The organism is Streptomyces flavotricini (genome assembly GCF_020639365.1).
Classification (GTDB): domain Bacteria; phylum Actinomycetota; class Actinomycetes; order Streptomycetales; family Streptomycetaceae; genus Streptomyces; species Streptomyces flavotricini.
Genome location: NZ_JAINUL010000001.1, coordinates 455,869 through 469,299, shown reverse-complemented (window position 1 = coordinate 469,299; position 13,431 = coordinate 455,869). Strand labels below are relative to the sequence as shown.

The following is a 13,431-nucleotide window of genomic DNA, read 5'->3' as shown; positions in this document are numbered from 1 at the left end:
TGGCCCCTCCGGACGCCCACCGCACGGTGGACGCCATGGCAACCCTGACCAAGATCCGGCCCCGCGCCCTCGTCCGCGCTTCCGGAGGCCCACGCTACGCCGTCGCCCTGGCCGTGGACGCGCTCGGCACCGGCCTGCTGCGACCCTTCCTCCTCCTTTACGGGGTGACGGTGCTCGGACTGTCCGCGCCGGCCACCGGCATCGCCATGACGGCCGGCGTGGTCGGTGGTCTGGTGTGCATGCCCGCGGTGGGCCGCGGGCTGGACCGCGGCGCACGCAGCTCCGTCGTGGCGGCGTCGATGCTGGTACGGGTCCTGGGCGTGGCGGTGCTGCTGGCCACCCCGGCGGGACACGCCTGGCCGTTCGCGACGGCGGCGCTCTTCCTCGGCATCGGCAACCAGGCCTGGCCGGCCGCCCACGCGGCCCTCGTGGCCACCGTCTCCCACGGCCGGGAACGCGACACCGCTCTCGCGGCGGGCCGCGCCCTGCGCAACGCCGGCCTGGGCGTGGGCGCGCTCCTCGCCACCGCATGCCTGGCGGGCGGCGCCACGGCCCTGCAGGCGCTGGCAGCCGTCACCGGGCTCGCGTACCTCACGGCGGCGGCGCTGGCCTGGTCGGTCCGCCTCCGCGCGGACGCGGCCGCCACCCCGGCGGAGTCCGGGGCGGACGGGTCGGTTCCCCGGATGCGCGGGCTGCTGGCCGCCAACGTGATCTACGTCTTCTGCCTCAACGTCCCCGAAATCGCGCTCCCCCTGGTCCTGGTGACGCAGTTGCACGCATCCCCGGTGTGGTCGGCGGCCATCTTCGTGGCCAACACGGTGCTGGTGGTCACCCTGCAGGTTCCCGTCACGGTCCTGATGTCCCGCTTCTCCCGGCGGACCGTCCTGGCCCTCGCCGGCGTGGTGCTCGCCGCCTCCTACGTCGGCTTCCTCGCGGCCACCGCCCTGGATCCCGGCCGGGGCGCTCCGGCCGTCGCCGCGGTGTCCGTCGTCTGCACGATCGGGGAGATCCTCTACGCGGGCAGCGCCACCGCCCTCGTCACGACACTCGCCGCGGCCCGCGTCCTGGGACGCACCCTCGCGCGCTTCGAGCTCTCCACGGGCTTCGGCCTCGCCGTCTCCCCGGCGGCCATCACCGCCCTGGCCCCCCACGGCCCGGCCGCCCTCTGGGGCACCCTCGCCACGGCCACCCTCCTGTCCGTCTCCGCCGTGGCCACGGATCGGGACGTGGCCGGGGGAAGGCGGGCCCGTGCTCTCGTACAAGGCTCTGACCTGCGGACCCGGCGCTGTCGGGACAGCCCCGGGGCGGCCCCAGCGGGTGCGGGTCGCGGGGGGCTGTTCTAGCGTCGATGAGGGGAACCGGAACGCACGACCCCGGAGAGCAGGTGCGTCTCATGCGCGCGTCCACCCGTATCGCAAGCGTCCTCACCGGCCTGACCCTCGCACTGGGCGGCGCGGCCCTCACGGCCCCTGCCGCCCACGCGGACCTCTCGTCCTGCATCAACCAGGTCGAGCAGGAGCTCCACGGGGGCGAGGCCCCGGACTCCGTACGCATGGCCTGCTACGTCGGACTGACCGGGGACCAGGACCAGTGCGTGAAGGGCCTGACGGCAGGCGGCGTGACCGACACGACCGCGGCGACGGCCTGTCGAGTGGCCCCGCAGTAGGCCCGCGACGACCTGCCCCGGTCAACGCAGCGATGAGCTGCCCGCCATGACCGACCTCGGAATCGTCGCCTGTGATGAGCTCGAAGGCGCGGTGCCCGAAGCGCCCGGGCGTCGACCCGGCTGCTTCGTCGTCGAACCTCGGCGTGTGGTCCCCGGTCACGCCGGCCCGTTGAACCTCACAGGCTCGTGAGGAGGTCCTCGAGCGGGGCCGGGACCTGGCCGGGGGCGAGCGCCTCCACCAGGAGGCCGCCGTAGCGGATCTTGCGGCCCTTCTTCGTGCCGAGGAAGCGCCGCAACTGCTGTTGCCGCGGCCGACCGTCTTGGGCGGGCTGCCGCAGGAAGGTCTGCCAGGCACGCAGGTCGCCCTCGACCCGGATGATCTCCTCGACCGTCGCCGTGCCGAGCGCGCGGATGAGCTCGTCCTCCAGATCCGCCGCGCACACGAAGAACCCCGACCCGCGCGCCCCGGCCCGCTTCAAGCCGCGCTCGTAGTAGGGCTGTTCCCTCTCGTCGCACAGCCCGGTCAGGTGCAGGCCGAGCCCGGGCGGCCCGAGGAGGCCGGCGTAGCGGCCGACGTTCATCGCGCCGCCCATCGAGACGACGCACACTCCCTCGGCGGCGAGGTCCCGGCCGCGCCGTACGGCGAGCGCCTCGACGGCCGCCAGGTCACTCAGCCCTTCCAGCAACACCGCCGTCCGCAAACCCAGTCGTACTGCCAGTCCGCCCGCCGGTCCGCCGGGCCCGCCGGCCGCCCAGCATCCGACCGCGTCCCGGAACGCCCACATGTCCTCCATGGAGGGAGTCTGCCCTTCCAGGGCCCGGCGCGGCTCGGAATTTCGCTCCCGGTCACGGGCGACCCCTTCGGCGCAGGCGCAGGCGCAGGAGGCCACGGGCGGAGGACGGCGATCTTCGGCGAACGCCGCCCATCTCACGCGTACCCGAGCCTGATCCGCCGGACTCGGCCTGGCCTCCGTCCGTACCCGTCCCGCGCGGCAGCATGACGGCGGCGAGGAGCAGTGCGCCGGCCAGGGCGACGGTCGCGACCACGAACCCCGCAGGGGCGGCCGCGGCGGTGACGATGCCCGAGGCGTCGGCCGCGTCGTCGTTGGCGGCCAGTACGGCGGCCCCGGCCGCCGCCAGCCCGACCGCGCCGCCCAACTGTCGCAGCGTCTGCCGGAGAACGGACGCGTCCGCTCTCTTGGCCGGCGGAACCGCGCGCATGAGTTCGGCGCTGAGCGCGGGGATCGGGATGCCCATCCCGAGCCCCGCCAAGACCATCCCCGGGACCTGCAAGACGTACTCGCGCGGGGACAGGGCTGCGGTCCAGGCCGCCGTGCCGAGCGTGGAGGCCGCGAGGCCGAGCAGTACGGGCACCCGGATGGACCCGGAGCGCTCCAACAGGTACCCGGACGACAACGTGCCCGCCGCCAGGGCCGTGACCAGGGGGAGCAGGCAGAGCCCGGTGGCCGGCAGGGACAGGTGCATCGCCTGCCGAAGGAACAGCGTGCCGTGCACCACCACGATCAGCTGCGGCGCCTGCACCATGAACGTGAGCGCCACCGCCACGGCGTACGGCCGGATTGCCAGCAGCCGCAGATCGACGAGCGGCCGGCGGGAGCGCAGGAGGAGCCGCACCGCCAAGGCCAGTACCAGGGCGCCCGAAGCGACGGTGGCGAACGTCCTGGGGTCGGTGAAGCCCCAGACACCGCACTGGTAGAGCCCGAAGACCAGCACGACCAGAGCGAAGATGACGACGAGGGGCTGGAGCGCGATGAGCGCGCCGCCCTCCGCCTCCCCGCGCAGCCGTGCCCGGGCGATCGCCCACAGGACCGCCACGCCGACGGGCACGTTGACGAGGAAGACCGAGCGCCACCCGAGGAACTGGATGAGGAGCGCCCCCACGACGGGGCCGAGGACGAAGAAGACCTGCGCCAGCCCCGCGTACACCGCCAGCGCCCTGCCGCGCTCCCGTTCCCCGTACACGTCGGTGATCACCGTGGTGGCCACCGGGAGCATCAGCGCGGCACCGGCGCCCTGGACGGCCCTGACCGTGAGCAGGAAGGGTTCGGCGGCGCCCCCGGACGGCGTGAGTGCGCAGACCGCGGAGGAGGTCACGAAGAGCGCGGTCCCGAACCCGAAGACGCGCAGAATGCCGAACCTGCGGGCGGCCATGGCGCCGACCGGCGCGAACGCGGCGAGCGACAGCACGTAGACGAGCACCACACCGTGCATCGCGAACGTGGTCAGGCCCAGGCTGCGCGCCATCGGGTCGAGCGCGACCGCGACGACGGTCTGGTCGAGCAGGACCATCCCCCCGGCGCACCCCATCGCCGCGAGGACGAAGTGCTTGCGGGGTGGAGGAGGGACTTCGGGCGAAGGGCGATGCGGAGGCGACACCTGATTCCCAACGAGCGGTGGCCCCGACCGTACCGGCGTGCGGAACCGATCACCGGCGCGGAGGATGAGGATGGTGCGGGACAGAGGGAGCGCTGCCGGGGAGTCCGGCCACCAAGGGGAGGCGCACCGGCAGGCGGAGAGGATCCGTCATCCGAAGATCATATTGGAGCGTGACGGCCGGTCCGGGCAGGACGGCCGCGCCGCCGTCCGGCGCCACTTCGGCCGGTCGGCGGTCAGCCGGCTCCGTGTCCCGCCGCCACCAGGCCCGATTCGTAGGCCGCGATGACCGCCTGCGCGCGGTCGCGGACGCCCAGCTTGGTGAAGATGCCGGTGATGTGGTTCTTGACCGTGGAGACGCTGATCTCCAGGTTCCCGGCGATCTCCGCGTTGTCGAACCCGGTCGCCAGCAGCTGCCAGATCTCCAGCTCGCGCGGTGTGAGTCCGGCCGGGGCCGTCGTCGCCGGGCGTGGACGGGCGGGGGAGGCCCGTACGTACGTGGAGATCAGCCGGGTGAGCAGGCGGGGCGCGACGGCGGCCTCGCCGGTGTGGACGGTGTGGACCGCGGCGATGAGCTCCTCGGGGGAGACGTCCTTGGGGAGGAAGCCGTACGCGCCGGCGCGCAGGGCGGCGACCACGTACTCGTCCATGTCGAAGGTGCTGAGGGCCAGAACGCGGGATTCCGGCAGTGCCCGTGCGAGCTCCTCGGTGGCCCGGACCCCGTCGAGGACCGGCATGCGGATGTCCATGACGACCACGTCGGGCCGCAGTTCCTGGGCGAGTGCGACCGCCCGCGCACCGTCCTCGGCCTCGCCGACCACCTCGAACGCCGGGTCGGGCGCCAGGATCAGGGCCAGGCCCCGCCGTACCAGCGGCTGGTCGTCGGCTATGAGCACACGGATCATCCGCGTCGGTCCTCTCCGTGTCCCCCCGGGTCGCCCGCCGGGAGCCTGGCCGCCACCCTGAATCCGCCGTCGTCGCACGAGCCGGTCTCCAGGGTGCCGCCCTGCAGTGCGACGCGTTCCCGCATTCCGATCAGACCGTACCCGCTGCCGGAGCCGTGCCGCGAAGCCGCCGGCCGCGAGTACCCCGGGCGGGCGCCGCCCGCGCCGTCGTCCCGTACCTCCACCTCGACGCCGTCCGGACCGTACGTCAGCCGTACGTGCGCCCGCGCGCCGACGGCGTGCTTACGGGCATTGGTCAGGGCCTCCTGGACGATCCGGAACACCGTCAGGCCGACCGTCGGCGGCAGCGAGCGGGCCGTGCCGCGCACCGTGAACTCGGTGGGCGTACCGGCCAGCCGGGACTCGGTGATGATGCGGCCGAGGTCCCCGGTCCCGGGCTGCGGCGCCGGCGGGACCTGCTCCGGTTCCTCCCCGGCCCGCAGGACGTCGAGGAGCTGCCGCATCTCCCGCAGCGCCATCCGCCCGGAGTCCTCCAGCGTGACCAGCGCATCGCGGGCCGCACCCGGGTCGTGCGCCAGGTTGGCCCGGGCGCCGCCGGCCATCAGCTGCATGGTGGTGATGTGGTGCGCGACGATGTCGTGCAACTCGCGCGCGATCCGGCGGCGTTCCCCGGCCACCGCCCGGTCGGCCAGCAGAGTGCGCCTGGCCTCGGCCTCGCGCTGCCAGCGCCGGACGACCAGCCCGGTGCCGACGACGAGCACCACCGCGACCGTGTTGCCGAGCAGGCCCGTCAGGACGGACGAGTCACCGTAGCCGCCGCTGATCATCGTGAGCGGTACGGTCGCGACGGCGGCCACGGCCGTGACCACGGGGCCGCGCAGGCGGGTCACGGTGTACAGCGCGACCATGTAGGCGGCGGAGAAGTGCGGGCCCTGCGGGGTGGTCAGGTTCAGCGCGGCGCCGAGCGCGAGGACGGCGCACAGCACGGTCACGGGCCTGGCCCGGCGGGCCAGCAGGCAGGGCGCGGCGAGGACCACGAGGACGAGGGCCTGCACGGTGAGGGGCCGGCCGTCGTCCGCGGCGCCGAGCGAATAGCCGATCAGGTCGTTCACGGCCGCCCCGATGGCCACGAGCGCGTCATTGCGGGTCCAGTCGAAGACAGGCCCGCGCGCCTTCGCCCCTCCGTCGCCGGCCCGGCCCCCACTGCGTATCGGCATGCCCGCCGGTCCCCCTTCGTCACCGGCCCGCCGGATCCGTACCGGGGCACCGCGATTCGCGTACGGGAACCATTCTCGCAGTGGCGGTGCGGCGGGCTCGCGACCCGCAGGGGGAGTCCGGACCAGGACTCCGGTCCTGGTCCGGGGGGTGCGCCGGACCCCGGTCCCGGGTGCGGGTTCCTCCCCGGTCACGACGTTTCGCGGCGCGGGCGCTGATGAGCTGGACGACGTCCGGGAACACCCGGTCGATCGAGTTACGGAGGACCCTGTGATCCGCGCCCTGACCGGCTTCGCCACCCGAAGTCCCTGGAAGGTCATCGCCCTCTGGGCGGTGCTGGGCATTGCCATGACAGTCCTCGGCCAGGCGTTCCTCTTCCGCGCCACCCAGCCCAGCGTGGGCGAGTTCCTGCCCGCCACCTACGATTCGGCGGCCGCGCTGGAGGTCGCCGAGGAGCACTTCGGCTTCAAGCCCGACGCGAACCCGCTCACCATGCTGGTGGCCCGGGCGGACGGGGCGAAGCTGACCGAGTCCGATGAGCGGAGGATCGACGCCGAGGCCGCGAAGCTCGCGCGGCGCGAGGTGGCGATGCCGAAGACGAAGGACACGCCGCCCCTGACCGAGGACCACACCCAGGTCCCCCGGGTCAGCCCGGCGATGACCGCCCCGGACCGGAGCTTCCGGCTGCTGTCGGTCGAGCTGACCGGCAATCCCCTGGACCCCGGGATGCAGGACCTGTACCGGGCGTTCCGGGACCAGGCCCGCGCCGAGTTCACCGGGGCCGGGCTGCGGACCGGCTTCACGGCCGGGCTCGCGGACAGCGTGGACACCGCCGACGCCGAGAAGACCCGCTCGACGATCGTCGGCATCGCCATGCTCGCGGTGATCGTGCTGCTGCACGTGATGGTGTTCCGCAGTGTCCTCGCGGCACTGCTGCCGCTCCTCGTGGTGTCGGTGATCGGCGGCGCGGCCGCCGGGGTGGTGGTCGGGACCTCCCTGCTCACCGGCATCCGACTCGATGCCTCGACCCCGCAGTTGATCAACGTGGTGCTGATCGGGATCGGGATCGACTACTTCCTCTTCCTGCTGTTCCGCTTCCGCGAGCAGCTGCGCAGCCGGCCCGAGCAGACCGGGCGCGCCGCGGCGGCCGAGGTCGCCGGACGGGTGGGCACGGCGGTCACCTCCGCGGCGCTGACGATCGTCGCCGCGTTCTCCACCCTCGCCGTCGCGTCCTTCGGCCAGTTCCGGGTGCTCGGCCCGGCGATCGCCGTGTCCGTGCTCGTGATGCTGCTGGGCAGCCTCACCCTGATGCCGGCGCTGCTGGCCGTCACCGGGCGGAAGATGTTCTGGCCCTCGCGCGGCCTGCACCGCGAGCCCCCGGAGGGGATGGCCGGGCGGGTGGGCCGCCGGGTGGCCGCGCGTCCCGTGACGATGGTGCTCGCCTCGCTGGCCCTGCTCGGCGCGCTGGCGGCGGGCCTGGCCGGGATGCACACCGACTACGGGCCGGGCGGCGCAGGCGACGCGAGTACGGCGGCGGCGCGGACGGCGGCGGAGATCGCGCGCGCCCTGCCCGCCGGGGTGTCGGACCCGACCACCGTGTTCGTCACCGCCTCCGGCGGCGGCAAGGTCGCGACCGAGTCGCTGGGCGGGCTCTCGAAGGCGCTCGCAGCGGTCGAGGGCGTCGGCCAGGTCTCCCCGGCCGTACCCAGCCACGACGGCAGGGCGGCGCGGATCGACGTGTTCCTGACCGCCGATCCGCAGGGACAGGGGGCCCGCGACCTGGTGTCCGGACCGCTCCGGGACGCGGTGGCCGCGCACCGGCCGGCGGGCACGGAGGTCCACGTGGGCGGTACGGCCGCGCTCTTCGCCGACATCTCGTCCGCCGTCTCCGGCGACCTGAAGGTGGTCTTCCCGGTGGCCGCGGGGCTGATCTCGCTGATCCTGCTCCTGCTCCTGCGCAGTCTGCTGGCACCGCTGGTCCTGATGGTCTCCGTCGGCCTGGGCTTCGCGGCGACCCTCGGTGCCTCGGCGCTGGTTTCCCAGGACCTCCTTGACCGGCCGGGGGTGAACTTCATGCTGCCGCTGGTGCTGTTCCTGTTCGTGGTCGCACTGGGCACCGACTACAACATCCTGATCAGCGACCGGATACGGGAGGAGATGGAGAAGCCCGGCCCGGCCCGGGCGGCCGTCGCCCGGGCCGTACGGCACACGGCGCCGGCCATCGCGACGGCGGGCCTCGTCCTGGCCGCGTCGTTCGGGAGCCTGGCCGTCAACCCGAATCCGGGCACCCAGGAGATCGGCTTCGCCACGGCGCTCGGGATCATGCTGTCGGCGTTCGTCCTGTCGGTGGTGCTGGTTCCGGCGCTGGCCGCGCTGCTGGGCCGGTCGATCTGGTGGCCGGTACGACCGCGGCGCACCGACCGGGCCGGCGAGTACGGCCACACCGGGCACGCCGGCCACACCGGGCGCACCGATGACAAGGAGCGCCCCGTTCCGGTGGGCTGATCGAACCAGGGGCACACCATGAGGCCGGCGCGCGGAGGACCGTACGGGCCCTCCGCGCGCCGGCGCCGGTCACCTGGTGTCCGGGTACTCCGGCAGCGCGATGTCCCCGGCCTTGGCGAACTGCGCGGCGAGCAGGTTCCTCATCGGCCAGCGGGACATCTGCCGCATCGAGAGGTCCCGCAGGCGGATGCCGAGCCGGCCCGATGGCGCGTATCCCGAGGCGCCGCCCGGCGGGAGTTGCTGGGCCTGGCTCACGTACGGACGCATCACCTCGTCGTAGCGGCGCAAGGCGGTGCGGTGGTCGCCGGCGGCGGCGCCGATCTCTCCGGCCAGTACGTACGCCCCGACCAGGGCCAGGCTGGTCCCCAGACCGGTCAGCGGGGTCGCGCAGTATCCGGCGTCGCCCAGCAGCACCACACGGCCGCGCGACCAGTGGTCGAGGCGGACCTGGCCCATGGAGTCGAAGAAGAAGTCCGGGGCGGTGCGCATGGCCCGCAGCAGCCGCGGGACCTCCCAGCCGACGTGTTCGAAGCGCCGGGCCACCAGTTCCCGCTGGGCGGCGACGTCGCGGCGGTCGTGGGCGAGCGGTGCCGAGCGGAAGCTGAAGCCGGCCTTGATCTCACCGGGGAGCCGGCCGGGCCGGGCGGAGGCGACCAGCCCGCCGGGCGCGTTGTGCATCAGGTACCAGCCGTCGAGCTCCAGGTCGCCCGTGGCCGTGAACCAGGACGTGTAGAGGCCGAGCGGGCGGACGAACTGCTCCTCCGGGCCGAAGGCCAGGGCGCGCACGACGGAGTGCGGGCCGTCCGCGCCGACGATCAGCCCGAACCGGCGCGATGCGGACTTCTCGAAGGTGACGGTGACCGCGTCCGCGTCCTGATCGATCCCGGTGACGGTGTCGTCGAACAGGTACTCCGTGTCCGGCAGGGTGGACTCGTACAGCAGGCGCGCGAGGTCCCCGCGCAGGATCTCGATCTCGGAGACCATCCCCTCGCCGCCGAAGCTGTCCGCGGGCATCCGGGCCGTGATCCGCCCGGAGGCGTCGACGAACGCGAGGCCGCTTTGGACCACGCTCTCGGCCCTCGCCCGGTCCATCAGGCCCATCCGCTCGATCACGGTGCGGCCGGCGCCGCGCAGATCGACGGTCTGGCCGCCCGGCCGGGGTTGCGGCGCACGTTCGACGATGGTGACCCGGAAGCCTCTGGCGCGTAGCCAGTACGCCAGCGCAGGACCTGCGATGCCGGCACCGCAAATGAGGATCTCGTTGTTCGGCATGACCCGAACGTACGGCGTACGCGTGGTGCCATGCAAGCATGAACATGCTTTTCAGTATGGGGTGTTGGCTGATACTGCACTAGTGCGGATGTGCCGAAGGTCGCCCACGCGGGGCCATCGGCGGGCGTCGGCGGCTAGGATGACGCCCATTCAGGTGCACTAGTGCGGAGGGTGTCGGGTGGGCGAACGGGCGGTACCGCGCTACAGCCGGATCGTCGTCGAACTGCGGCGTCGGATCGAGACGGGCGAGCTGGCGCCGGGCGATCGACTGCCCTCGACCCGCGAGATCACGAAGCAGTGGGGCGTCGCCATGGCGACCGCGACGAAGGTGCTCACCGAGCTGCGCCGGGAAGGCCTGGTCCGCGCCGTCCCCGGCGTCGGCACCGTCGTGGAGGCCCCGAGCCGCCCGGTGCGCGCCGCCCGCCCCGCGTCCGCCCCGGGCCAGGGTCCGGGGCGGGGAGGAACGGCTGACGCGACACCGGTCCCGTCGGGGCTCACGCTCGAACGGATCGTCGCCGCCGCCGTCAAGGTCGCCGACGCGGAGGGGCTGGCGGCCGTCTCGATGCGCCGGGTGGCCGGCGAGCTGAGGGCGGCGCCCATGTCGCTGTACCGGCACGTGGCCGACAAGGACGACCTGCTGACCCGGATGATGGACACGGCCATCGCGGAGCACCCGTTGCCCGCCGCACCGCCGCAGGGCTGGCGCGAGGCGATCGAGCTGGCGGCCCGGCAGCTGTGGGAACTCTTCCGCCGCCACCCGTGGTTCGCACCGGCCCTGTCGGTGACACGCCCTCAGCTGGTCACCTCGGCACTGCCGTACAGCGAGTGGATCCTCGCCGTGCTGCACTCGCACGGACTGGACCTGCACGCCGCCTTCACGGCGCACCTGATGCTGCTCAACTACGCCCGTGGAATCGCCGTGAACCTGGAGGCGGAGCGGGAAGCCGAGGCGCACAGCGGCCTCGACAGCGAGGAGTGGACGGACCTCCAGGAGCCCGCGCTCCTGGAGGTCCTGGCCACGGGCCGGTTCCCCGCGCTCTCACGCCTCGCCGCGGCCGGCTACCACCTCGACCTCGACGCCCTCTTCGAGTTCGGCCTCCAGCGCTTGCTGGACGGCCTCGCCTCACTCCTCGACGAGAACTCCGCCGACTGAGCGGTCCGCCGCGCGGCGGGGGAGGAGCAGCGGGGTCGCCAGGAGCAGTACGCCGGCCAGGGCGATGGCCGTACGCGGGCCGAGCAGGGCGCCCAGTACGCCCCAGGCCGCCGTCAGGAGCGCGGTCGAGGCCTTGGCCGTGACCGCCCAGGCGGACAGCGTACGGGCGACGCGGCCGGGCGCGGTGAGCTGGAGGCGGCAGGTGGCGTAGACGGGGTTGAAGACCCCGCAGCAGAAGATGAGCCCGAGCTCGACCCCCGTCACCAGCAGCAGTCCGCCGGTGCCCGGCCCGACGAAGGCCAGGCCGACGGGCCAGAGCGCGCGCGCCGCCCCGGCCGCGACCAGGACCCGGCGCTGTCCGAACCGGGTGACGAGCGGTCGGGCCAGCTGCGCGCCGAGCAGCCCGCCGATCGAGGGCGCGGCGAAGGCGAGGCCGTACTGCCACGGCGCGAACCCGAGGCGCCCGAGCATCAGGACGGCCAGCAGCGGCTGGGTGGCCATCACCAGCCCGTTGAACAAGGCCGTGTTGAAGAAGAGCGGACGCAGCACCTCGTCGGCGAGGATGCAGCGCCAGCCGTCGAGCAGGTCGCCGGCCCGCATCCGGTCGGCCTCCCGGTGCTCGGGCCCCGGCTCGTGCCCGCCCATGGCGCGGATGCCCAGGGCGGAGAGCAGGTGGCTGACCGCGTCGGCCACCACCGTCACCACGGGACCGAGGAGTCCGATCGCCGCGCCGCCCAGCGGCGGTCCGATGATCGTGGTCGTCCAGGCCGTGGATTCGAACCGGGCGTTGGCGACGAGCAGGTCCTCGGCCGGCAGCAGCGTCTTCACGTACGCGCCGGAGGCGGCGCGGAAGGTGATGTCGGCCGCCGCGACGACCGCGGAGACCAGCAGCAGCTGCGGGAAGGTGAGCACGCCGAGCGCGTACGCGGCGGGTACCGTCAGCAGCGCCGCGAACCGTACGAGGTCCATCGCGATCAGGACCGGCCGCTTGCGGCGGAACTCCACCCACGGTCCGAGCGGCACCGCCACGGCCGCGCCCACCGCGGCCCCCACGGAGGAGAGCGCGGCGACCTCGGCAGGTCCGGCGTGCAGCACCTGGATGGCGATCAGCGGGAACGCGCCGAAGGCGAGCCACGTGCCGAGCGCGCTGGTCCCGTACGCTCCCCAGAGCCACCCGAACCGCCGCCCCAGCCGGTGCCCGCTCCTCACGCCTGCCGCCCCTCGCCACCCGTCCGCACAACCGATCCGCGTTCGGAATCATCAAAGCGAGCATCACGACCAGGGATCAAACAACCACCGGGCCGCCGGCCACAACCATCGGTTGTGCACCTAGGCTTGTGGCATGGACCTCGACACCGTCCGGACCTTCGTCGCGGCCGCCGACACGGGCCAGTTCCAGGAGGCGGCCGCCGAGCTGGCGGTCACCCAGCAGGCGGTCTCCAAACGCATCGCCGTGCTGGAGCGCAGCCTCGGCGTGCGGCTGTTCACCCGTACCCCGCGCGGCGCCGAGCTCACCATCGACGGGCAGGCGTTCCTGCCCCACGCGCGCGAGCTGCTGCGCGTGGCCGAGCGTGCGGCCGCGTCCGTGCGCACCGCCCGCCGCCCGCTGCGCGTCGACATCATCGCCTCGCGCGGCGCCGCGTCGGGTCTGATGCGCGCTTTCCACCGCGCGCACCCGGACACCGACCTCGACGTGCTCATGCTGTTCGACATCGAGACGGCCCTCGCCGCCATCCGCTCCGGCGAGATCGACGCGTCCTTCCGCGCCGTCGCCGCGCCCGGCCGGCCGCTTCCCGAGGACATCGAGTCCGTCCGGGTCCTCGACGAGCCGCTGCAGCTCCTCACCGGCCCCGCCCACGCGCTGGCGGGCGCCCGTTCCGTGCCCCTCGCCCAGCTCGCGGGTCACCGGATCTGGATGCCCGGAATCGTCCCCGGCACCGAGTGGGCGGCCTACTACGACGACCTCGTCGCGCAGTTCGGACTCACCATCGAGGCGACCGGCCCCAACTTCGGCTCCGACGCACTCCTCGACACCGTCGCCGACACCCCCGCCCTTGCCACCTTCATGGGCGGCCACACCCGCCTCGTCTGGCCCGCCGGTCACGGCCTGCGCCGCATCCCGGTGACCGACCCGACGCCCGTCTACCCACACTCGCTCCTCTGGCACCGCGACAACCCCCACCCGGCGCTGGCGACGCTGCGCGCCCACCTCGCCACCACGGAGGCCGGTCACGATGCCGCCGGGACCTGGACGCCGGACTGGGTGATCCCGCACTGAACCCGACGCGGCGAACGGCCCGCCGGAGCAGAATGGAGTTCCG

11 protein-coding genes are annotated in these 13,431 nt (G+C 73.7%); 5 read left to right on the top strand and 6 right to left on the bottom strand.

Going from position 1 to position 13,431, the window contains the following annotated elements; translation table 11 throughout:
- Positions 1 to 35: 35 nt before the first annotated feature.
- Together K7B10_RS02435 and K7B10_RS02430 are read left to right on the top strand one after the other, a co-directional pair.
- Positions 36 to 1,343, top strand: coding sequence for an MFS transporter (locus tag K7B10_RS02435; protein ID WP_229334293.1), 1,308 nt, complete (start codon positions 36 to 38; stop codon positions 1,341 to 1,343).
- 50 nt (positions 1,344 to 1,393) lie between these two features.
- Positions 1,394 to 1,666: a hypothetical protein gene (locus tag K7B10_RS02430; protein WP_229334292.1), complete on the top strand. Its 273-nt coding sequence runs from the start codon at positions 1,394 to 1,396 to the stop codon at positions 1,664 to 1,666.
- 176 nt (positions 1,667 to 1,842) lie between these two features.
- Here the strand turns inward: K7B10_RS02430 and K7B10_RS02425 are convergent, their stop codons facing one another.
- From K7B10_RS02425 to K7B10_RS02410, 4 genes are all read right to left on the bottom strand, one after another.
- The gene (locus K7B10_RS02425; protein WP_229334291.1) at positions 1,843 to 2,460 is read right to left on the bottom strand and encodes a TOPRIM nucleotidyl transferase/hydrolase domain-containing protein; all 618 of its coding nucleotides are present in this window, start codon (positions 2,458 to 2,460) and stop codon (positions 1,843 to 1,845) included.
- Between the two features lie 52 nt (positions 2,461 to 2,512).
- On the bottom strand, positions 2,513 to 3,976 hold the full coding sequence (locus tag K7B10_RS02420; protein ID WP_229334290.1) for an MFS transporter: 1,464 nt from the start codon (positions 3,974 to 3,976) through the stop codon (positions 2,513 to 2,515).
- 320 nt (positions 3,977 to 4,296) lie between these two features.
- Positions 4,297 to 4,965 carry a response regulator gene (locus K7B10_RS02415; RefSeq protein WP_229334289.1) on the bottom strand — a complete coding sequence of 223 codons (669 nt, stop codon included), beginning with the start codon at positions 4,963 to 4,965 and terminating at the stop codon, positions 4,297 to 4,299.
- Positions 4,962 to 6,182, bottom strand: a complete 1,221-nt coding sequence (locus tag K7B10_RS02410) for a sensor histidine kinase (RefSeq protein ID WP_229334288.1) — start codon at positions 6,180 to 6,182, stop codon at positions 4,962 to 4,964. The genes K7B10_RS02415 and K7B10_RS02410 overlap by 4 nt, the downstream gene beginning before the upstream one ends.
- 268 nt (positions 6,183 to 6,450) lie before the next feature.
- Between K7B10_RS02410 and K7B10_RS02405 the strand changes: the two genes are divergently transcribed.
- A complete protein-coding gene (locus K7B10_RS02405) occupies positions 6,451 to 8,685 on the top strand; it encodes an MMPL family transporter (RefSeq protein WP_229334287.1) in 2,235 nt (744 codons plus the stop codon).
- Positions 8,686 to 8,754: 69 nt separating this feature from the next.
- Here the strand turns inward: K7B10_RS02405 and K7B10_RS02400 are convergent, their stop codons facing one another.
- The gene (locus K7B10_RS02400) at positions 8,755 to 9,957 is read right to left on the bottom strand and encodes an FAD-dependent monooxygenase (protein ID WP_229334286.1); all 1,203 of its coding nucleotides are present in this window, start codon (positions 9,955 to 9,957) and stop codon (positions 8,755 to 8,757) included.
- A 178-nt stretch (positions 9,958 to 10,135) separates the two neighbouring features.
- On the opposite strand from K7B10_RS02400, the gene K7B10_RS02395 reads away from it, so the two are divergent.
- Positions 10,136 to 11,110 (top strand): TetR/AcrR family transcriptional regulator C-terminal domain-containing protein, encoded by a 975-nt coding sequence (locus tag K7B10_RS02395; RefSeq protein ID WP_229334285.1) that lies wholly within the window; start codon positions 10,136 to 10,138, stop codon positions 11,108 to 11,110.
- On the opposite strand, the gene K7B10_RS02390 is transcribed toward K7B10_RS02395, so the two are convergent.
- Positions 11,081 to 12,319 (bottom strand): MFS transporter, encoded by a 1,239-nt coding sequence (locus K7B10_RS02390; protein ID WP_229334284.1) that lies wholly within the window; start codon positions 12,317 to 12,319, stop codon positions 11,081 to 11,083. The genes K7B10_RS02395 and K7B10_RS02390 overlap by 30 nt on opposite strands.
- 133 nt (positions 12,320 to 12,452) lie before the next feature.
- On the opposite strand from K7B10_RS02390, the gene K7B10_RS02385 reads away from it, so the two are divergent.
- The gene (locus tag K7B10_RS02385; RefSeq protein ID WP_229334283.1) at positions 12,453 to 13,388 is read left to right on the top strand and encodes a LysR family transcriptional regulator; all 936 of its coding nucleotides are present in this window, start codon (positions 12,453 to 12,455) and stop codon (positions 13,386 to 13,388) included.
- Positions 13,389 to 13,431: the final 43 nt, after the last annotated feature.

Excerpts from the sequence above, each read along its gene's own strand:
- K7B10_RS02435 (WP_229334293.1), top strand. The coding sequence starts at position 36 with ATGGCAACCCTGACCAAGATCCGGCCCCGCGCCCTCGTCCGCGCTTCC.
- K7B10_RS02430 (WP_229334292.1), top strand. The coding sequence starts at position 1,394 with ATGCGCGCGTCCACCCGTATCGCAAGCGTCCTCACCGGCCTGACCCTC.
- K7B10_RS02425 (WP_229334291.1), bottom strand. The coding sequence starts at position 2,460 with ATGGAGGACATGTGGGCGTTCCGGGACGCGGTCGGATGCTGGGCGGCC.
- K7B10_RS02420 (WP_229334290.1), bottom strand. The coding sequence starts at position 3,976 with ATGGTCCTGCTCGACCAGACCGTCGTCGCGGTCGCGCTCGACCCGATG.
- K7B10_RS02415 (WP_229334289.1), bottom strand. The coding sequence starts at position 4,965 with ATGATCCGTGTGCTCATAGCCGACGACCAGCCGCTGGTACGGCGGGGC.
- K7B10_RS02410 (WP_229334288.1), bottom strand. The coding sequence starts at position 6,182 with ATGCCGATACGCAGTGGGGGCCGGGCCGGCGACGGAGGGGCGAAGGCG.
- K7B10_RS02400 (WP_229334286.1), bottom strand. The coding sequence starts at position 9,957 with ATGCCGAACAACGAGATCCTCATTTGCGGTGCCGGCATCGCAGGTCCT.
- K7B10_RS02385 (WP_229334283.1), top strand. The coding sequence starts at position 12,453 with ATGGACCTCGACACCGTCCGGACCTTCGTCGCGGCCGCCGACACGGGC.